Origin of the sequence: Corynebacterium sp. HMSC069E04 (genome assembly GCF_001813175.1) — a bacterium.
In the GTDB taxonomy this organism is placed as follows: Bacteria; Actinomycetota; Actinomycetes; order Mycobacteriales; family Mycobacteriaceae; genus Corynebacterium; species Corynebacterium aurimucosum.
The window spans coordinates 13,840-32,696 of record NZ_KV811688.1 but is presented as its reverse complement, the minus strand read 5'-3'; the positions used below and the strand labels follow the sequence as shown (position 1 = coordinate 32,696).

Annotated in this window: 21 protein-coding genes, 1 tRNA gene and 1 pseudogene; 6 read left to right on the top strand and 17 right to left on the bottom strand. The window is 60.3% G+C overall.

What is annotated here, in order from left to right; genetic code table 11:
• Window positions 1-3: 3 nt before the first annotated feature.
• Window positions 4-174, bottom strand: a complete 171-nt coding sequence (locus HMPREF2896_RS12855) for a hypothetical protein (protein ID WP_168163690.1) — start codon at window positions 172-174, stop codon at window positions 4-6.
• Window positions 175-211: 37 nt separating this feature from the next.
• Here HMPREF2896_RS12855 and HMPREF2896_RS09470 point away from each other — a divergent pair, with 37 nt between their 5' ends.
• Together HMPREF2896_RS09470 and HMPREF2896_RS12480 are read left to right on the top strand one after the other, a co-directional pair.
• Window positions 212-979, top strand: coding sequence for an HNH endonuclease family protein (locus HMPREF2896_RS09470; RefSeq protein ID WP_070719321.1), 768 nt, complete (start codon window positions 212-214; stop codon window positions 977-979).
• A gap of 127 nt (window positions 980-1,106) precedes the next feature.
• Window positions 1,107-1,262 (top strand): annotated as a pseudogene (locus tag HMPREF2896_RS12480) (ABC transporter permease subunit); the annotation flags it as partial.
• A gap of 60 nt (window positions 1,263-1,322) precedes the next feature.
• Here the strand turns inward: HMPREF2896_RS12480 and HMPREF2896_RS09460 are convergent.
• From HMPREF2896_RS09460 to pflB, 5 genes are all read right to left on the bottom strand, one after another.
• Window positions 1,323-2,522 carry an SPFH domain-containing protein gene (locus tag HMPREF2896_RS09460; RefSeq protein ID WP_070719317.1) on the bottom strand — a complete coding sequence of 400 codons (1,200 nt, stop codon included), beginning with the start codon at window positions 2,520-2,522 and terminating at the stop codon, window positions 1,323-1,325.
• A gap of 106 nt (window positions 2,523-2,628) precedes the next feature.
• Window positions 2,629-3,879, bottom strand: a complete 1,251-nt coding sequence (locus HMPREF2896_RS09455) for an alpha/beta fold hydrolase (protein WP_070719316.1) — start codon at window positions 3,877-3,879, stop codon at window positions 2,629-2,631.
• A gap of 4 nt (window positions 3,880-3,883) precedes the next feature.
• Entirely contained in the window at window positions 3,884-4,753 is an 870-nt protein-coding gene (pflA, locus tag HMPREF2896_RS09450; protein WP_070719313.1) for a pyruvate formate-lyase-activating protein, read from the bottom strand.
• Entirely contained in the window at window positions 4,754-5,005 is a 252-nt protein-coding gene (gene grcA2, locus HMPREF2896_RS13135; RefSeq protein ID WP_039676708.1) for an autonomous glycyl radical cofactor GrcA2, read from the bottom strand.
• 35 nt (window positions 5,006-5,040) lie between these two features.
• Entirely contained in the window at window positions 5,041-7,152 is a 2,112-nt protein-coding gene (pflB, locus tag HMPREF2896_RS09440; protein ID WP_253287080.1) for a formate C-acetyltransferase, read from the bottom strand.
• Window positions 7,153-7,507: 355 nt separating this feature from the next.
• On the opposite strand from pflB, the gene HMPREF2896_RS09435 reads away from it, so the two are divergent.
• Complete coding sequence (locus HMPREF2896_RS09435; protein WP_070719312.1) at window positions 7,508-9,430, top strand: solute carrier family 23 protein; 1,923 nt, start codon at window positions 7,508-7,510, stop codon at window positions 9,428-9,430.
• Window positions 9,431-9,490: 60 nt separating this feature from the next.
• Here the strand turns inward: HMPREF2896_RS09435 and HMPREF2896_RS09430 are convergent, their stop codons facing one another.
• The 3 genes from HMPREF2896_RS09430 to HMPREF2896_RS09420 are packed head-to-tail and all read right to left on the bottom strand — an operon-like array spanning window position 9,491 to window position 10,854.
• Complete coding sequence (locus tag HMPREF2896_RS09430) at window positions 9,491-10,096, bottom strand: hypothetical protein (protein WP_070719310.1); 606 nt, start codon at window positions 10,094-10,096, stop codon at window positions 9,491-9,493.
• A gap of 6 nt (window positions 10,097-10,102) precedes the next feature.
• The gene (locus HMPREF2896_RS09425; RefSeq protein ID WP_070443384.1) at window positions 10,103-10,459 is read right to left on the bottom strand and encodes a DUF3817 domain-containing protein; all 357 of its coding nucleotides are present in this window, start codon (window positions 10,457-10,459) and stop codon (window positions 10,103-10,105) included.
• Window positions 10,459-10,854: a hypothetical protein gene (locus HMPREF2896_RS09420; RefSeq protein WP_070719307.1), complete on the bottom strand. Its 396-nt coding sequence runs from the start codon at window positions 10,852-10,854 to the stop codon at window positions 10,459-10,461. The genes HMPREF2896_RS09425 and HMPREF2896_RS09420 overlap by 1 nt, the downstream gene beginning before the upstream one ends.
• Window positions 10,855-10,997: 143 nt before the next feature.
• Here HMPREF2896_RS09420 and HMPREF2896_RS09415 point away from each other — a divergent pair.
• A tRNA-Leu gene (locus HMPREF2896_RS09415) sits at window positions 10,998-11,079 on the top strand.
• A gap of 139 nt (window positions 11,080-11,218) precedes the next feature.
• Here HMPREF2896_RS09415 and rdgB read toward each other — a convergent pair.
• The 8 genes from rdgB to clpS form a co-directional block, all read right to left on the bottom strand.
• Window positions 11,219-11,830: an RdgB/HAM1 family non-canonical purine NTP pyrophosphatase gene (rdgB, locus tag HMPREF2896_RS09410; RefSeq protein ID WP_070645922.1), complete on the bottom strand. Its 612-nt coding sequence runs from the start codon at window positions 11,828-11,830 to the stop codon at window positions 11,219-11,221.
• The gene (gene rph / locus HMPREF2896_RS09405; RefSeq protein ID WP_070711201.1) at window positions 11,824-12,552 is read right to left on the bottom strand and encodes a ribonuclease PH; all 729 of its coding nucleotides are present in this window, start codon (window positions 12,550-12,552) and stop codon (window positions 11,824-11,826) included. The genes rdgB and rph overlap by 7 nt, the downstream gene beginning before the upstream one ends.
• Window positions 12,553-12,574: 22 nt before the next feature.
• On the bottom strand, window positions 12,575-13,342 hold the full coding sequence (locus tag HMPREF2896_RS09400) for an MBL fold metallo-hydrolase (RefSeq protein WP_070443376.1): 768 nt from the start codon (window positions 13,340-13,342) through the stop codon (window positions 12,575-12,577).
• 67 nt (window positions 13,343-13,409) lie between these two features.
• Complete coding sequence (murI, locus tag HMPREF2896_RS09395) at window positions 13,410-14,186, bottom strand: glutamate racemase (protein ID WP_070443374.1); 777 nt, start codon at window positions 14,184-14,186, stop codon at window positions 13,410-13,412.
• Window positions 14,186-14,908, bottom strand: coding sequence for a rhomboid family intramembrane serine protease (locus tag HMPREF2896_RS09390; RefSeq protein WP_083311476.1), 723 nt, complete (start codon window positions 14,906-14,908; stop codon window positions 14,186-14,188). Before HMPREF2896_RS09390 ends, murI begins: the two co-directional genes overlap by 1 nt.
• Window positions 14,909-14,921: 13 nt before the next feature.
• A complete protein-coding gene (locus HMPREF2896_RS09385; RefSeq protein ID WP_070516112.1) occupies window positions 14,922-15,866 on the bottom strand; it encodes a P1 family peptidase in 945 nt (314 codons plus the stop codon).
• Window positions 15,867-15,888: 22 nt separating this feature from the next.
• Window positions 15,889-16,425 carry a DUF2017 domain-containing protein gene (locus HMPREF2896_RS09380; protein ID WP_070719303.1) on the bottom strand — a complete coding sequence of 179 codons (537 nt, stop codon included), beginning with the start codon at window positions 16,423-16,425 and terminating at the stop codon, window positions 15,889-15,891.
• Between the two features lie 4 nt (window positions 16,426-16,429).
• A complete protein-coding gene (clpS, locus tag HMPREF2896_RS09375; protein WP_012715272.1) occupies window positions 16,430-16,765 on the bottom strand; it encodes an ATP-dependent Clp protease adapter ClpS in 336 nt (111 codons plus the stop codon).
• 88 nt (window positions 16,766-16,853) lie between these two features.
• On the opposite strand from clpS, the gene HMPREF2896_RS09370 reads away from it, so the two are divergent.
• Window positions 16,854-17,432, top strand: coding sequence for a spore germination YkwD domain-containing protein (locus HMPREF2896_RS09370; RefSeq protein ID WP_070711196.1), 579 nt, complete (start codon window positions 16,854-16,856; stop codon window positions 17,430-17,432).
• A 41-nt stretch (window positions 17,433-17,473) separates the two neighbouring features.
• On the top strand, window positions 17,474-18,826 hold the full coding sequence (locus HMPREF2896_RS09365) for a nicotinate phosphoribosyltransferase (RefSeq protein ID WP_070443364.1): 1,353 nt from the start codon (window positions 17,474-17,476) through the stop codon (window positions 18,824-18,826).
• Window positions 18,827-18,857 lie beyond the last annotated feature (31 nt).

Here is an 18,857-nt window from a genome sequence, read left to right as displayed (position 1 = left end):
TCACTACTCCCCCAAAGCGCGAGCGACAAGCTGCGCGGCCTCATCGAGGGAAGACTGGGTCTTCGACTCAGGAATATCAGAAAAGACCTGGCAGGCGTGGTCTGGGACAACCTCGGCCGAGCGCTGCAAGCCGCGTTCAGCAAGGTACTCGTCAAAGAACATATCGATACTCATACCGTGTGCCGATTCTACCCACTAGGATCACTACGTCATGTCCACTCGTACCCCGTTCTTCATCGCCGCACTGCTTAACGCCGCGATAGCCGCACTGGTGGCTGTGGGCCTTTTCCTTCCCGCCCCAGCCGATCCCCCATTCGAGCAGCCCAGCGCCACAACGGCAGCGGCGCCGGTCCAGGAGGGACCTACAGAAGAACAGTCCGAAGAGGCCGCTCCCGCGCCGGAGATCGCCGAAACACTCGCCGCCTTGAATTCCTTGGAGGTCAAAGGCCGCGCTCCCATGACCGGTTATGAGCGTGAGGAATTCGGCCAAGCGTGGTCCGATGATGTGACGGTGGACTTCGGACACAACGGCTGCGATACCCGCAACGACATCCTCCGCAGGGATCTGGATCCGGAAAGCCTCGTGCTCAAGGAAGGCACCCACGACTGTGTGGCGCTGTCCGGGGTTTTGCACGACCCTTATTTGGGCCAGGACATTGAGTTTCAGCGCGGGGCGCAGACCTCACGCGCGGTGCAGATCGATCACGTTGTGGCGCTGGCCGACGCCTGGCAGAAAGGCGCCCAGCAATGGTCACCGGAGAAGCGTCGCAACTTTGCCAATGATCCACGCAACCTCCTTGCCGTCGACGGTCCTCTCAACCAGCAGAAAGGCGCTGGTGATGCCGCCACGTGGCTGCCGCCTAACAAAGGTTTTCGCTGTGAATATGCGCGCCGCATCGTCGAGGTAAAAGCGACCTATGGAATCTGGGTTACGGAGGCAGAAAAGGATGCACTCAGTCGGCTGCTGCACGCCTGCTGAGTATTTCTATCCCCCTTAATGTGTTTTAAGCGTTGCGGGTGCGTTCCGGCTACCCCCGAAATTATGCGCATAATATTCATCCGCACCTAACGCTGGAGCTTAGTTTTCCGCGATCGGAATTCCGGGGCGCACTACACGGGCAAAGGGCCTGACACGTTCCCAAGCCATTCGCAAGCACGCCCTGCGCACTTCCATCATTCCGGTTGCGACCTCCGCCGCTTTCTCCGTTCCTGGCATCTTCACCGGCGCCATCATGATGGAAACCATCTTCGCGTGGAAGGGCAACGAAAAGAGGGCCTTCCCAAAAAGCGGGAAGGCCCTCTTCATGTGGTTTTGAATGTGCTTAGTTATTGCCCTTGTTGAGCTGATTGCGCAACTGATCAAAGTAGTCGCGCGCGCTCTGCGGCTGGTTATTCCCCTGCGGCGGGGCCGGGAAACCCGAGAACTGACCAAAGCCCTGGCCCTGCTGTGCGTTCTGTACGTGCTCCTGTGCTTGTTGCTGTGCGCGCTGCGCCTGCTCCATCGCTTCAGCATCGCGGCGGGCACGCTCATCGCGCTCACGGCGCTCCTGTTCCTCGCGACGGCGACGCTCCGTGGCGGCATCCTCGCGGCTATGCTTTGCTTCGCCGGCCGGCACCTTCGGCTTCGGGGCTTCGTTAATAGCGTTAGTGGACAGCAGCGTATCGCGCATACCGCCGAAGAGATCCTGCATGCCGCCCGGGTTAGACGGCATGTACAGCACATTGGTGTGGGCGCGGTCGGCCACGTCCACCATGGCGTCAAGATACTGGGAGACCAGCATGAGGGTCTCGGGGTTCTCCTGCACACCGGCAGCACGCAGCAGCTCGTACTGCTGGGCAATACCTTCGACGATTTCCTTACGCTGGTCAGCCACACCGCGGCCCTGCAGCTTCTTAGCCTCGGCCGCACCTTCGGCTTCCTTGACCACACGGATCTTCTCAGCTTCTGCCTGCGCCACGGCAGCCTCGCGCTCACGCTGTGCGGCGTTAATGGAGTTCATGGACTCGCGCACGCGGGCATCCGGGCGAATATCGGTAACGAGGGTGTTGACGAAGTTCCAGCCGTAGGCGGCCATGTTATCGCGCAGGGACATCGCTACGTTGCGGGCGATGGTGTCCTTGGAAGAGAAAGAATCATCCAAGTTCATGTTCGCCACGGAGGAACGGACGTTGTCCTGCACATAGGCCACGATCTGCTGCTCGTGGTTGGACAAGGTGTAGAAAGCCTGACGCTCGCTGCCCTGAACTACCTCGTACTGCACGGCAACGGGGATCTGGACGAAGACGTTGTCCTTGGTCTTGGTTTCCACCATGACATCGAGCTGACGGATCTGCAGGCTAATCTTGGCGCGCACGCGGTCGACATAAGGCACCTTGAAGTGCAAGCCCGCGTGAGCAACGCTCACAAACTTACCCATCCGCTCAATGATGGCGGCCTCCTTCGTCCGGACGATGAAGAAACCGTCGAAGGCAGTGGCAATAATAATGAGGAGAATCACGCCAATGACGATGAGACCGGCCATAGGCTTATCCTTTCTGCTCGGTTAAGGTTTTCCTAACCAGTGTGCCATACGGTGACCACCACCACATCTCGAGAAAGAACATTCCCCGAGAGCTCTCGGAGCACTCTTATCGCTCATCAGCCGCGCGGAAGAGCTCGCCCAAAATCCCCGCGCCGTCCTCACTAATACCGTTGTGCTGGAAGCGGTTGGTCACCACTGGGCGCAAGTCGCGGTAGGTCTCTCCTGTAGCCAGGGAGTCTTCGAAGGGCACGAAGATATCGTCCAAGTAGATGGCGGCGGAGGCGGTAACGGGTGCGGCGGCAAGTACGGCGGCATCATACGGCGAGCTTGCCCACTCGTGGGCGGCGAGCTCCTCGGCGGCCGGCTTGAAGGGGCGCAGCGCCGGATCCTCATCGAATTGCCAGGGGAAGATGTGCTCACCGGTGAGATAGGTACCATCCTCGGCGAACTCGGGGAACTCCTCACGCATGCGGTGCGCAGCCCAGCCGGTGACGGCCTGGCCGCCGACGCCGCCGTAAATGGACTCATGGATGGCCGCGTACAGCGGGCCAGCCTGGAAGCTCACGCGGCTACCGACGTCGTTGAGGAAGTCCGAGCACAAGCGCTTCTCCCCACCCACGGTGCGGAAAGGTTCCTCCAGCAGGTAGCCCAAAGAATCGAAGCCGGTGCCGCGCCCCAGCTCAATGCCGATAGTGCGGAAGCGGCGCGCAGACAGGCGCTCCCCTGTCGGAAGTAGCTCTTCCGAGTTGTCTAGGTGGTGGAGGATTTCCTCGACGCGCGCTTTAGCCCACGGGAACTGGGCATAGAAACGCTCGTGACGCACCTTGAGCTTGGCAAAAGTCGTGCGGTAGAGATCATCTGCACCTTTGGTCAGGGTGGGCAGGCCACCTGTAAGGAAGGCACGCCCAATGGAATCAGGGAACATCGAGGCATAGGCGGTGATGATGAAGCCGCCGAAGGATTGGCCGAAGAGATCCCAGGACTCCTCCCCCAGGTGCACACGCAGGTGTTCGGCATCGCGCACGATGTTTTCCTGGCGCAGTTGGGCCAAGCGCTGTGCGGTGCGGTCCTCGGCAGGACTCAGCTCATCAATGCGGTGGCTGCGACCCGTGCCGCGCTGGTCCATGAGGATCCAGCGGTAGCGCTCCAAGCCCTTCCCGATGAGTCCGGAAGCACCCGTCGGCCTTGGCGCGGGAAAACCCGGCCCGCCCTGGTTATAGAGCAGCGCCGGGTAATTCTCACCGCCGGGCGGGATGATTTCCCGGGCGTAGAGCTCGAACTCCCCCGCGGCGGGATTGTCATAGTCCCAGGGGACGGTGATGGTGTGTTCCTTGATGGTGTGGCCGAAGCGTTTCATGCTTCTAGTAGACCACGAAACCCTCCTCGCGGAACGCATCGCGGATAGATTCAACATCTTCCGGTTTCGGCGGCTTCGTATCCTCCAAGGTGTAGGGGTAGCCCAACTCGCGCCACTTGTCCGCGCCCATGTTGTGGAAAGGCAGGACCTCGACGCGCTCGACGTTGCTCTTCCAGCGGGAGACAATCTTGACAACGTTAGCGACGTTTTCTAGGGAGTCTGTCAGACCAGGGACGACCACGAAGCGAATCCACACCGGCTTGCCCATCTCATTGAGACGGTCACCGAAGTCGATCGTGGGTTGCAACTCGCGGCGAGTGACTTCCTTGTAGGTCTCCTCGTCACCAGCCTTGACGTCCAAGAGAACCAGGTCGATGTTGTCCATGTCCTCATCGCGCAGGCGCGCGCCGAGGTATCCCGACGTGTCAATCGTCGTATGAATACCGGCGTCATGGACCTCTTTGAGCAGGCGCCGGGTGAAGGCGATTTGGAACAGCGCTTCGCCACCCGACAAAGTCAGACCACCTCCAGAAGCCTTGAAGACGGGCTTATAGCGCTTGATGCGCTTGACCACATCCTCGATGCGCTCCAAGGTGCCAACCTTCATCTCCATGGTGTCAGGGTTGTGGCAATACTGGCAGCGCAACGGGCAGCCCGACATGAACATGGTCATGCGGGTTCCGGGGCCATCAACAGCCGTCACCAGCTCCCAAGAATGCACGAGCGCGACATCGCCGGAGCGGCGAGCCTGCATCAGCTCCGAGCGGGTAAAACCGTCGAGGTCGTTGTCCGTTCCTAAACCGGCGGCGGCGCCGCGCACCTTCTCCCCTTCTTCAGGAGAAAGACGCACGACGCCGGTAATGCCATCTGCCATTTAGGAACCCTGGTGGAAGGTGCGGGAGATAACGTCCAGCTGCTGCTCGCGTGTGAGCTTCACAAAGTTCACCGCGTAGCCGGAAACGCGGACCGTGAGGTTCGGGTACTTCTCCGGGTGCTCAACGGCGTCCTCCAAGGTGGACTTGTCCAGGACGTTGATGTTGGCGTGGTAGAGGCCCGAGTCCATGTTGTTGGCGGTGCGGTTGGCCTTCATGGTGGCGAGGCGCTCGTCAAAAGTTGGGGTTGCCATGATGTGTTCTCCTTGGGAAGTGGTGTGGAAGTGGTCTATTCGGAATCCATGATGAAGCCGGCATCGAGGACGCCCACCAGGTTGGTGATGCGCTCCTCCGGGGTGCGGCCCAATCCGGATGGGGTGATGGTGTTGGTCAGTGAGATGCCATCGAGGGCATCCTTGTAGTCCAACTTGCCCACCGACAGCATGGAGGCAACCATGCCGTGGTTATCCGCGCCGTTCTCCGGGTTAGCGCCTGGGGCGAACGGGGTACCTGCCTCGTGGCCGGACGGGAAGGAACCAGTTGCCTTGCCGTAGACCACGTTGGAGGTAATGGTCAGCACCGACTGGGTCGGAATGGCGTTGCGGTACATCGGGATGGCCTTAATCTTCGCCATGACGGTGTGGACGATGGTGGCGGCGATATCATCGGCGCGGTCATCATCGTTGCCGTAGAAGGGGAAGTCACCTTCCGTCTTGTAGTCCACGATGAGGCCGGTCTCATCGCGCACCGGGTAGACCTTGGCGTACTTAATGGCGGAAAGCGAGTCAGCCACGATGGACAGGCCGGCGATACCGCAGCCCATGGAGCGCACGATATCGGAATCGTGCAGCGCCATCTCAATGGACTCGTAAGCGTACTTGTCGTGGCAGTAGTGGATGATGTTCAGAGCCTCAACGTAGGTGCCGACGACCCAGTCCAACATCTCCTCGTACTTCTGCCAGACCTCGTCAAAGTCGAGCGGGCCATCACCCTGGATAGGCTCGTAGCCATCCACAACCTGCTTGCCGCTGACCTCGTCGCGACCGCCGTTGATGGCGTAAAGCAGGGCCTTGGCGGCGTTCACGCGGGCACCGAAGAACTGCATTTGCTTGCCGACGGCCATCGGGGACACGCAGCACGCAATCGCGGCGTCATCGCCCCACTGGTCACGAATCTGCTTATCGGACTCGTACTGGATGGAGGAGGTCTCAATCGAGATGTGGGCGCAGAATTCCTTGTAGCCCGCCGGCAGCTGCGGATCCCAGAAGATGGTGATGTTCGGCTCCGGTGATGGGCCCAGATTAATCAGGGTCTGCAGCAGGCGGAAGGAGGTCTTGGTGACCTGGTGGCGGCCATCCGTACCGAAACCAGCATCGGTCCAGGTTGCCCAGTACGGGTCGCCGGAGAAGATCTGGTCATAGTCCTCGGTACGCAGGAAGCGCACGATGCGCAGTTTGAGAACCAGCTGGTCGATGATCTCTTGAGCATCTTCCTCAGTGAGGATGCCTGCGGCGAAATCACGCTCAAAGTAGCAGTCGAAGAAGGCGGAAAGGCGGCCGATGGACATCGCTGCACCGTCTTGGGACTTGATGGAGGCCAAGTAGCCAAAGTAAGTCCACTGCACTGCTTCGTGGGCAGTCTTCGCCGGCTTCGAGATATCGAAGCCATAAGACTCAGCCATGATCTTGAGCTTCTTCAGGGCCTTGATCTGCTCGGCGTGCTCCTCACGGTAGCGGGCCCAGTGCTCGGAGAAACCGAGGTCTCCCACCGCGCTCTTGGATGCTTCCTTCTCGGCGATGAGGTAGTCCACGCCATAGAGAGCCACGCGGCGGTAGTCACCGATGATACGGCCGCGGCCATAAGCATCCGGCAGGCCGGTGATGATGTGGGAGGAACGCGCTGCGCGGATGCGCGGGGTATAGATATCGAAGACCGCATCGTTGTGGGTCTTGCGGTAACGCGTGAAGATCTTCTCGATCTCCGGATCGGTTTCCTTGCCGGCTTCCTTAATGGCCTGCTTGACCATGCGCCATCCACCATTGGGCATCATGGCGCGCTTGAGCGGAGTATCCGTCTGCAGACCGACGATGACGTCATCATCCTCGGAGATATACCCAGCCGGGAAAGCATCGATATCGCTCGGGGTGTGGGTATCCACATCGAAGATGCGCTTCTGGCGCTCGACGGAAAGATAGTTCTTCTCCAAATGCTCCCACACGCGCTGCGTCTTCTCGGTGGGCCCAGCGAGGAAGGAAGAGTCCCCGTCATAAGGGGTGTAGTTGCGCTGGATAAAATCACGAACGTCAATGTTCTCAGTCCACGGGCCGGGCTCAAAGCCCTTCCATGCCTCGAACTGCACAGACTGTTCCGTTGCGGTGGTCACTATATTGACTCCCTTCATAGTTCACACGACGCGTAAACACTTAGTCGCAGAAGGGTTGTAGGTGACTTCGGCTCACGGGCAATTCGGTCAACACGTATCGTCACCGAACCCCTCTCTGTAGCCCATAGTAGGGGGACAAACGCATAACCTCACATCGGCACATGCGTGCCCCGCGCCACCGAACGGGCTGGTTTTAGCACCACACAGGTCAGCTCTCTCATAGGTAACGGCCGTACGGTTGGATGCGGGGGTAAATCACCCCCTGACGTGGCCTTTCCCACACCTTTCGGGCGAGTTCTTGGTGCCTGTCCGCGCCGCACTCTATTGTTATGCGCAGTATCCTCATCTCGCCCTTCAGCAAGGAGCTCTTTGCGTGTCTCACACCGCCGCTACCGCTAGCCCTGCCACTGCCCCAACCCACCCCGTTGATGTGGTCCCGCCGGCGCCCAAGCTGGCGGCACTCGGACTCCAGCACGTTCTCGCTTTCTATGCCGGCGCGGTCATCGTGCCACTGCTTATCGCTGGTTCCTTGGGCCTCGATGAGGCCACCACGATTCACCTCATCAATGCAGACCTGTTGACCTGTGGTCTGGCGACGTTGATCCAGGCGGTGGGCGTCGGCAAGCACATCGGTGTCCGCCTTCCCATCATCCAGGGTGTGACCACCACGGCGGTAAGCCCGATCATTGCCATCGGCATGAGCGCTGGTGACCAGCCGCTGCCGACGATTTATGGCGCGATTATTGCTGCCGGTATCTTTACTTTCTTTGCTGCGCCGGTCTTTGGACGCGTGCTCAAGTACTTCCCCCCAATTGTCACCGGCACCGTGCTTCTGGTGATGGGAACGTCGCTGCTGGCGGTCTCAGCAAATGACTTTGTCAATTACGCGGACGGGGTTCCGGCCGCACGCGATCTGCTCTATGGTTTCGGCACGCTCACCATCATTATCATCGTGCAGCGTTTCTTCCGCGGCTTCCTGGGTACTCTGTCTGTGCTGCTTGGTTTGGTCATCGGTACTGGCGTGGCCTTCGCACTGGGCGATACGTCCTTTGACGGCGTGCGTGAAGCCGATGCCATCGGTATGACAACACCTTTCTACTTCGGTATGCCGAAGTTCGACATCATGGCGATTCTTTCCCTCATCATCGTCATGATCATCACCATGGTGGAAACCACCGGCGATGTCTTCGCCACCGGTGAGATTGTGAAGAAGCGCATCAAGCGCGATGACGTGGTGCGCGCCATTCGCGCCGATGGTCTCTCCACCACCCTTGGTGGCGTGATGAACTCCTTCCCCTACACCTGCTTCGCGCAGAACGTCGGCTTGGTTCGCCTGACTGGTGTGAAATCCCGCTGGGTAGCCGTGTCCGCAGCGGGCTTCATGATCATTCTGGGCCTGCTGCCCAAGGCCGCAGCTGTTGTGGCGGCTATTCCCTCCCCGGTGCTCGGCGGCGCCTCCCTCGCATTGTTTGCCAACGTTGCGTGGGCGGGCCTGCAGACCATCGCGAAGGAAGACATTAGTGATGGCCGCAACGCCGCCATCGTTACCACCGCGCTGGGACTGGCCATGCTCGTTACCTTCAAGCCGGACGTGGCCACCGCCTTCCCGGAGTGGGCGCAGATCTTTGTCTCCTCCGGAATGTCCATCGGCGCTATCACGGCGATTTTGCTCAACTTGCTCTTCTTCCACGTCGGCTCGCAGTCTGGCGATGATGTCAGCCGTCTCGACGGCGCCGGCGTCTCGCTCAAGGAGCTCAACGACATGGACCGCGACAGCTTCGTCAGTGCGCTGCGCCCGCTCTTCAACAACGAAACCTGGCCGCTCGAAGCCGCCTGGGAGCTGCGCCCCTTCCAGGATGTCAGCCAGCTGCGCGAAGCAATCCAGGTCACGGTCCTCACTGCCCCCGGCGAGCAGCGCCGTGCCCTGATCCACGACTACCCGGCGATGGATGAGCTACTGCTCGCTGATTCCGACACCGCCGCCACTATCTCTGCTGACCGCGGTTCCTTGGCTCTGGATGACCTCGACGACGTTCAGACACAGCAGCTTATTGACGTCTCACAGGCCTACCGCGAACGCTTCGACATGCCATTTGTGGCGTACCTAGACACCAATGACTCGGCCGATCGTGTCATCGATGCGGGCGTGCGTCGCTTGTCCAACTCGGATGAGCTGGAACAGCGCGTGGTCTTGAGCGAAATCATCGAGATTGCCAATGACCGCTTCGATATCCTCCTTGCGGACGCTAACCCGGTGCGGGCTTATTGGGACCGCAAGTTCACGGAGGTGGAATGAACGTAGTTCATTCCACGTAGATGTAGTTCATTCCACGAAAGAGGGCACTCAGAGTGAGGATTAGCTGAACTCCATGGTGACCTGGGCCTCGGGGTCAACGCCACGGATGATGCCCTCGTAGAAACGGCGGGCTTGGTCCTGCAGGAGCTCGCGGTTGTCGTTGATGTCCTTGCGCTTCTTATCGGTGCTGAGGACATCTGACACTGTCGAGGCGGCGTCGAGTGGCTGGGTGGTCCAGCTGAGCACGCCGTTATCTTCCACTGCGGTCTTAAACTCTTCATCGGTATGCCCGATAAAAATGAAGTCCGGGATATGGACCGTGTAGGCATGCTCGCCGGTCTCAGTGACGCGCACATCCTTGCCTTCGATACCGAGCTTGGCTTTGTAGGAATACTGCACAAATTGGGTGCGGTCGGTCCACGGGACGCGTACACCAAATACTTCGCCGACAGAGGATTTCTCCGCCAGCCCCTGGATGCCCAGGCTGAGCAAGACCACTTGCTCTTCACGTTCGACTGCGTTGACCACCTGAGTATTAGTGGACTGAACTGGGGCGCTATAAATCTCGTTCGGCTGGCGTACGGCATACACACCCAAGCCAGCGCAAGCGAGTGAAAGAAGCACCACAATCGCGATAAGTGTGGTGCTCAGTTTGCGGCTCGTCATACCTACCTACAGCTGGAACTGCTCAACAACTTCAGTGCGGCGCTTGTGCTCCATCCAGAAGGACAGGAATGGAACAACGCCGGCAAGCGCCGTGGTGAAAAGCTTGCTTACCGGCCACATGGCACGCGGACCGAGGACCAGGATGGACACGAGGTAGACCATGTAGGCCACGCCGTGTGCTTGGGCGATGAGCGTGGCCCAGGATGGCATCTCCATCCCCACGCCATATTGCAGAATCATGCGCGCAACAAGAATGAGAAGAAAAATACCGGTGATAGTGGCGGCAATGGAAAAGAACTTCAGCGGGCCACGGATACGCGCCTGGCGGTCAGGATGGACAGCGTTGTTGACTGAGTTGCTCATTAATACTCCTCTTCAGTGCCGCGACGGCGGCGCTGCTTGTTCATAGCGTTAAAGGTGTCCACATCAATCTGTGGGCGAGGCGGTAGGAAATCCTCGTCGATTTTAGTCGCGGTGTGCTCCTTGGCCGCGCGCACGCTCTCTGCCTCATACTGGGCTGGCTCTTCTCCCCGCTCGAGTGCTTCGTTCTCGGCATCAATTCGCTCATTCTCGTAGCGTATGGCAGTGCGGTAAGCGTAAACAACAAATACCGCGAACAGCGGCCATTGGAAGGCGTATCCCAAGTTCTGGAAGGTTCCCGAACCGGAGCGGAACCGCGTCCATTGCCAATAAGCAAGGAATAAAAAGAGCACGACAAAGATCACGATGAGGACGATGTGCCACCATCGAACCTTCATCCGCTTTTTCGGTGCTGGGTTGGTGCTCACTCTCAACAGCCTACCCACCACGCCCGGAAAAGTGGATTTCCGTCTATGGGCTGCTGCCCTGTAGGCTAGTGAACGTTGCGTGGAGCAAAGAGCGCTCCGCAGCAACTAAATCCGCGCCCGTGGCGGAATTGGCAGACGCGCTAGATTTAGGTTCTAGTGTCTTATGACGTGTGAGTTCAAGTCTCACCGGGCGCACATAGTCAGACCCCCGCGCGGTTTCCGTGCGGGGGTCTCGTCGTCACAGCGCTCGGCAAGCCAGCCCAGCTCGCGGATACCGGGATTGCGGTCACGGCTTGGCTGTTGCCGGGGCTTGCGGTCATGGCCCGGCGGATGCTTAGGCTTGGCCGGCAAGCGCCGCTAGGGGTTCACGCAGCTGCGCCAGCGCGCGGCCGCGGTGCGAGACAGCGTTCTTCTCCTCCGGGGACATCTCCGCGGCAGAGCGGGATTCGCCTTCGGGCTGGAAGAGGGGATCGTAACCAAAGCCATTTTCGCCCTGTGGGGCGGTGAGCAAGGAGCCAGTCCAGCGGCCCTCCACCACGTGTTCCTGCCCATCCGGAGTCACCAACGCGCAGACCGACACGAAGGCAGCCGCGCGACGTTCAGCGGGTACATGGGACATCTGTCCTAGCAGCAGCTGGTTATTCGCTTCATCGTCTCCGTGACCGCCCGACCACCGAGCGGAGAGCACACCCGGCATGCCGTTGAGTTCTTCCACCGCGAGGCCAGAATCATCCGCGATCGTGGCCAAACCGGTGTGCTGCACCCCGGCGCGCGCCTTGATCAGCGCGTTATCGGCAAAGGTGCGGCCGTCTTCCACAGGCTCCGGGTAGGTTTCCACTGCGGACAGCGGGAGCAGTTCGATGCCCGCGATGCCGGCATCAGCGAGAATCTTCTCCAGCTCCTTAAGCTTCTTGGCATTATTCGAAGCGACGAGAAGCTTTACCATCCGAGGGCCGCCTTTTGAGCGTCGATAAGCTGGGCGCAACCTGCCTGGGCCACGTCCAACATGTCGTTAAGCTCCGCGCGGCCGAACAGGCCGTGCTCACCGGTTCCCTGAATCTCGACGAAGTCTCCGCCCTCCTGCATCACCACGTTGAGATCAACCTCCGCGCGGGAGTCCTCTTCATAGGGCAGGTCGAGGCACACGTGACCGTCGACGATGCCGACGGAAACAGCGGCAATAGGATCCAGCAGCGGCTCGCCCGGGACGACGCCCTCCTCCTTGAGGTAAGCAATCGCATCAGCCAGCGCCACATACGCGCCGGTAATCGACGCCGTGCGTGTGCCGCCGTCTGCTTGCAGCACATCGCAATCCAGCTGGATGGTGTTCTCCCCCAGTTCGGAGAGATCAACCGCTGCGCGCAGGCTACGCCCCACCAGCCGGGAAATCTCGTGGGTGCGGCCCTTGACCTTGCCCTTCATCGACTCGCGCGGCATGCGATCGTGGGTGGCCGAAGGCAACATCGCGTACTCGGCTGTCAACCAGCCCTCGCCGGAATCCTTCTTAAAGCGCGGCACCCCGAATTCCACGGAAGCCGTGCACATAACTCGGGTGTTGCCGAACTCCACCAAGACCGACCCAGCCGGATTGGTGGTGAAGTTGCGGGTAATGCGGACGCTACGGAGTTGGTCGAGCGCGCGACCATCGGCACGAGTGAAATCAGTCATGCCTCCTACCCTACCGCGCGTGCTAAAAGTCGAGCTCCATACCGGCGGCACCGACGACGATCTCACCGTCGAACTCACGGGCCGCTGCTTCATAGGTTGCCGCAGCATCACCCCACGGCTGCAGGTGAACGAGCACCAACTTCTTCACGCCTGCCTCGCGCGCCAGGCGTCCAGCTTCTGCCCCCGACATGTGCATGTCTGGAGCCTTGTCCTCCGAGGTCTCGCCCCAAGCGGCCTCACAGAGGAAAACATCCACGCCCTGGGCAGCCTCGACGAGCGCGGGCGTATAAGCCGAATCAGCTGAATAGCACAAGGTTGCACCGGTTTTAGTGTGTTCGACCCGCAAGGCGTATGTCTCGACCGGGTGAACTGTGCGGAAGGGGGTGATATAGACATCGTCAACAAGCTGGCGCTCGCGGTCCACCCAGGGGCTGAACGCAAACGTATCGCTCATGTCATCCACCCCGTCCGGAGCATCAGAGGACAAGCGGCCCAGGTGGGTTTCGGTAGTACTGGGCCCGAGGCAGAAATTGCGGGACGCCGCGGGTGCTGTGGGGTGGAAGCGCCGCCACACCATCAAAGACGGAAAGTCCAGGCAGTGATCGGCATGAAGATGAGTTAATGCCACGTGTGCATCGCAAGGATCCTGAAGTTCCTGCAGGCGTGCAAGCGTACCCGGGCCCAAGTCCATGATGATGGACGGAGCAGAGGGGAAAGACAAGAGATAGCCAGAGGCCGGATTACCCACGGTGGGCACCGAGCCGGAACAGCCTAGGATGGTCAGCTTCATGCGTTCAATAGTTCCACGAAACAACGGGGGATGCGGGATTTGGGTCGATTGTACATCTTCACTAGGACTAAATCTTGGGTCCCAAGAAACGCGTGGCTAAGAGCTCGAAGGCCGCGTGATCACCGGTGCACTCGAAACTGCGGGTGGGCACCTGTCCCGCTGGGGCGAGCATGTCCGTGGTTGTGAGGGTACGTAGGACATCCTTCGTAGTCTCCTCCGCCGAAGACACCAACGTGACGTTATCTCCGATGGCGAGCTGGATGACGCCCGTCAGCAGCGGATAATGTGTGCAGCCAAGAACGAGCGTATCGACGCCCGCCGATTGCAACGGCGCCAGGTAGCCCTCCGCCACGCCAAGGATCTGGCGCCCAGCCGTAATGCCGCGCTCGACAAAATTCACGAAATCAGGACAGGCCACCGCCTCGCATTCGACATTCGGATTGACGGCAAAAAGATCTTGATAAGCACCTGAATTGATGGTGCCCTCCGTGCCGATCACGCCAATTTTTCCGTTGCGGGTGGTGGCGATGGCACGGCGTACAGCCGGACGGATAACCTCCACGACCGGAATGTCATAGCGCTCCCGGGCGTCGTGCAAAAAGGCGGCCGTCGCGGTGTTGCAGGCAATCACCAGCATCTTGCAGCCGCGCTCCACGAGCTCATCGGCAATCGCGGTGGACAGCTCACGCACTTGGGCGATGGAGCGCGGGCCATAGGGCGCATGGGCGGTATCGCCGATGTAGATAATGGATTCGTCGGGAAGCTGCTCGATGATGGTGCGCGCAACGGTCAAGCCACCCACGCCCGAGTCAAAAATCCCGATGGGAGATGTTGCATCAGGCATTAGCGCGTTACTCCTTCGGGCGCGGGCTTAACCTTTTTAATCGGGTCATCGGAGGTGATCACCATTCCCGCGACGATGCCACCGATGGCACCGAAAAGGTGCCCCTGCCAGCTGACTCCTTCATAGATAGGCAACACGCCCCAGATGAGACCGGAATAGGCAAAGCCCAACCCCACGCCGACGAGAAATTGACCCAGGGAACGGTTGAAGATTCCCCGAACGATGAGGTAGGCCAGCCAGCCATACACCATGCCCGAGGCACCAATATGCGAGGTCCCCGGCCCGCCCAACAGCCAGGTGCCGATGCCAGCGATGAGTACCACGATGATGGTAACTTCCCACCATGCCTTGCGGCCTGAGAGGCCGATCAGGAAACAAAAGACGGCACCGGGCAGTGAATTTCCGATGAGGTGCTCAAAGTTCGCGTGGAGTAGCGGAGCGGTGAAAATCCCCCAGATGCCATTAAAATCCAGTGGGCGTATGCCGTATTGACCCAGCTCGCTGCCAAAAAACAGGAAGTTGATGATGTGGATAACCCACTCAGCGACTAGGAAGCCCACCGTTAAAGACGCTGCCGTCTTCAGGCGTCCAGCCCGAGTGTAATTCTTCGAATCCCCCGTGTTGAGAACAGGCTGCTGCCCCGCCCCGGGGGCTGCCGGGCGGGGCCGGAAGGGGTTGGGCCCATGCGAATGCTGCTGGCCAAAAGGTCCACTCGTCGTCATAATGACTCCAACTTTAGCAAGCGCGCAGCGAGGAATACGCCTCCAAACCCAGCCCCGGGGTGGCGCTCACCACAGCCTCGACGATGGCTGCCTCCACTGCGTCGGCAGCGGCGGCGCTTAACGACGCCAACTCCGCAGCGCCGATCCCCTGCTCCGCAGGTTGTGTTCCGGAGGCGGCGGCAAAAAGCGTATCTCCATCCAGTGGAGAATGCGCCGGGCGAACCGCCCGGGCAATGCCGTCGTGGCCCGCTAAAGCAAGACGTTTTACTTGGGCCTTGGTTAACGGGGCGTCGGTCAACACCGCGCCAATGGTGGTGTTTAGTTGAGAAGCCTCTGCGAAAGATTCAGCCAGGCTGCGGGCCGCGGCAAACCGCTTAGCGTCCACGGCCGGCGCGTCCGGTGCGCCAAACAAACGCCCAGTCTCAGCATCAATCACCTGCCCCACCGGGTTGGCTACAACAACCGCGGCGACGGTGAACGGGGAGACATCGATAAGCACGGTCCCCACCCCACCTCTGATCTTGCCTGCGCAGGCGCCGGTGCCTGCGCCCACGCTGCCGCTCGTAGCGTCGTGCCCTGCCAACGCGGCGCGTAGAGCCGCCTGACCATCTGCCGCCGTGGGGCGCTGTGGGCCAGCGAGCAGATCAAAAATGACCGCGCCTGGCACGATGGGTACGCGGGGGCCGGGGCTCTCCTCCCCAAAGACGGGGAAACCAATTCCCGCTTCCTCAAGCCCGCGCATGACACCATCCGCTGCTGCCAGCCCAAAGGCCGAACCGCCTGCAAGGACAAGAGCATGAACGCGCTCAACCGTGTTGTGCGGCTCCAGCAGATCCGTCTCGCGGGTGCCGGGGCCTCCGCCGCGCACATCGACGCCAGCCACGGCACCTTGTTCACCGCAGTAAACGACGGTGACGCCGGTGTCCTCACGCGTGACGTGACCGACAGAAAAGCCCATGTCGGGGAGAGTCTGCACGGTGCTAATCCATGATGACGTCGAGCAGCGAATCCTGGCAGAACGCCAGCCATTCCACGAGCGTATCGCGGTCCGCTCCAGGGGTATCCTCCGGCACGTCCCCGGCGGCGATGAAGAGGCGCAGGTCATTGAGCCCTGCGAGGAAGGCATGTGCTTCTTCCTCGCTGATAGCCACCTCTACCCCGCCGGTGGGCCCCAGCGCGGTGTTAATCACTTGGAGGTTTTCCAGCTTGGCGCGCGCGATGTCATTTTCGTGCAGCGAACGCAGCAGTGAATTATCGCCGTCGAACTCTTCATCCCCTGCCTTCTTGAAGTCGGGGAAAAGGCGGGCCAGCGATGGATCCTCCGGTGCTTCGGTGTGGCCGGTGGGCATGTCGAGCATGTCCGCCAGCTCATCCTTGGGGGCCGATTGTGCGCGGGCAATGATGGCCTCGGAGACGGTTGCGGTGAGATCACCTAAAACTTCGCGCTCCATGGGCTCGAAAACAGTCGTGTATTGCGCGCCACGCATGAAGGACTTTTTCTTTTTCCAAGCCTGCATACTCTTATCCTGCCTGCTGCATCGTGGCCCACAGGCCGGCGACTTGCAGTTTCTTCACATCGGCTTCGACTTTGTCACGCTCACCTGAGGAGACTGCCGCCTTACCTTCGGTATGGACTTGCATCATCAGCTCGTTGGCGCGCTTTTTGTCATAGCCCAGCACAGTCTGGAACACGTAGGAAACATAGCTCATTAGGTTGACTGGGTCATCCCAAACAATGCACATCCACGGCAGGTTTTCGCTCGTGGCGACGTCGACCTCAATCGCTTCATCCAGCTCCGGGGTGGCCATGGGCGAACTCATAACCACACCCGCGGACGTTTCTTTGTGCGCTTTCATGTCCTCTACCCTAGCCAAATTTTTTCCGGTAGCGAGCGGTTATACTGTCATCAACTTCTGACCTGATTGTCGTTTCCAGGTGGCACCGATGAATTCTTTCACCCTTCCCCCAGCCGTTACTGACATTCTCGCGGGACGCCAACCGGCGAAGGAGGATGTCGTGCTCCTCCTGCAGCGCATCCTCACCGTGCTCGTCCTCGGCGGCACGCTCGTCACTGCCGTGATTAGCCTGACCAACCCGTCGGACGACGGCAGCTCGACGGATGCGGAACCCCCGACGTCGGAGGCGTGCGACTACGAGCTTCCCGACGTTCCCGTCCAACGCCAGCTCGCCACCATCCAAGAGGAGCTCATGGAGGGGCTCAACGAGTGGCGCAAGGAAGATGGCCAAGCCCCACTGGTGCCCTGGATCGACCGCCAAACCGCAGCCCGCGAAAAGGCAGAGTGCAACGCCGTCACCAAGACGCAAGACTCGGCCGAAGAAAATGTGCAGATGGTTCAGCACCACCTGCCCTTGGAGGAGGCTAGCGGCTATCAATTCATGGAAGCCTTCCTTGCTTCTCCCGACCATGTGGCTGCTTTGCGGGATCGCCGGATGTCCACTGCAGCCGTTGGAGTGGCTTATAACGACGGTGAGGTCTACGTTGTCATTCAGCTTGAGGAATAGAAGAGCTGATTTTTCAGAGCTCCCTGAGTAGCATCTTCGATGTGACTACTATCTCAGACAACACCCAGGATTCTGGGTTCGGACCTAGCGATCGTTCTACGGCTCTCCTTACGGATAAATACGAGCTGACCATGTTGGAGGCAGCGTTGCGCGATGGCTCCGCGCACCGCCAAGTGGCCTGCGAGGTATTTGCCCGCCGCCTCCCCAACGAGCGGCGCTATGGTGTCGTGGCCGGCACCGAACGCGTACTTCGCGCAGTCCGGGACTTCCGCTTTACCGCCCAACAACTGGCAGAGATGGACTTCCTTGATGCAGAAACCAAGGAATACCTGGCCAATTACCGCTTCTCTGGACACATCGATGGCTACCGCGAAGGTGAGCTCTACTTCCCCAATTCGCCCCTGTTGACCGTGCGCGGAACCTTTGGTGAATGCCTGATTCTGGAAACGGTGATTCTGTCCATCATGAATTCCGATTCCGCAGTGGCTTCTGCGGCCTCACGTATGGTGGTGGCTGCAGATGGCCGCCCCATCATCGAGATGGGTTCGCGCCGCACTCACGAATACGCTGCCGTGACCGCTGCCCGCGCCGCCTACCTGGCAGGTTTCCAGGCCACCTCCAACCTGGAAGCCGGCTACCGCTACGACATTCCGGTCTCCGGCACTGCGGCGCATGCGTGGACGCTGGCGCACGTCAACGAGGACGGCACCCCCAACGAGGAGGCGGCTTTCCGCGGGCAGATCGAAACGCTCGGCGTCGATACCACCCTGTTGGTGGATACCTATGACATCACCAAGGGCGTAGAAACCGCCGTGCGCGTCGCCGGCCCCGAGTTGGGCGGCGTGCGCATCGACTCTGGTGATTTGGCCGCGGTCACCCGTCGCGTGCGCAAGCAGCTCGATGACTTGGGCAACCACAACACCAAAATCGTGGTCTCCTCCGACCTCGATGAGTTTGCCATCGCCGGCCTGCGCGGCGACCCCGTCGATGTCTATGGCGTGGGTACCTCAGTGGTTACTGGCTCGGGCGCGCCAACCGCCAGCATGGTGTACAAGGTCGTCGAGGTTGATGGCCACCCAGTAGCCAAGCGCTCCTCCTCGAAGAAATCGCAGGGCGGGGCTAAGCGCTCTCTGCGCACCTACCGTTCCTCGGGGGTGGCCGTCGAGGAGCTCGTGCTCCCCTTCTCCGCCGAGGACCCAGACACGGGCACGCTGCGCACCCGCGAGATGACGGTACCGCTCATGCGCGACGGCGAAATCCTCGACAACCTGCCTACCCTCGAAGAATCCCGCGAGTATCTGGCTCAGGCCATCACCACCCTGCCATGGGAAGGCCTAGCGCTCACCCGCGACGAGCCTGCGGTTCCCACCCGCTTCGTTGGCTTCGGCTCTTAAGAAGCACGGCGAAGGCGACCGACTACACTGC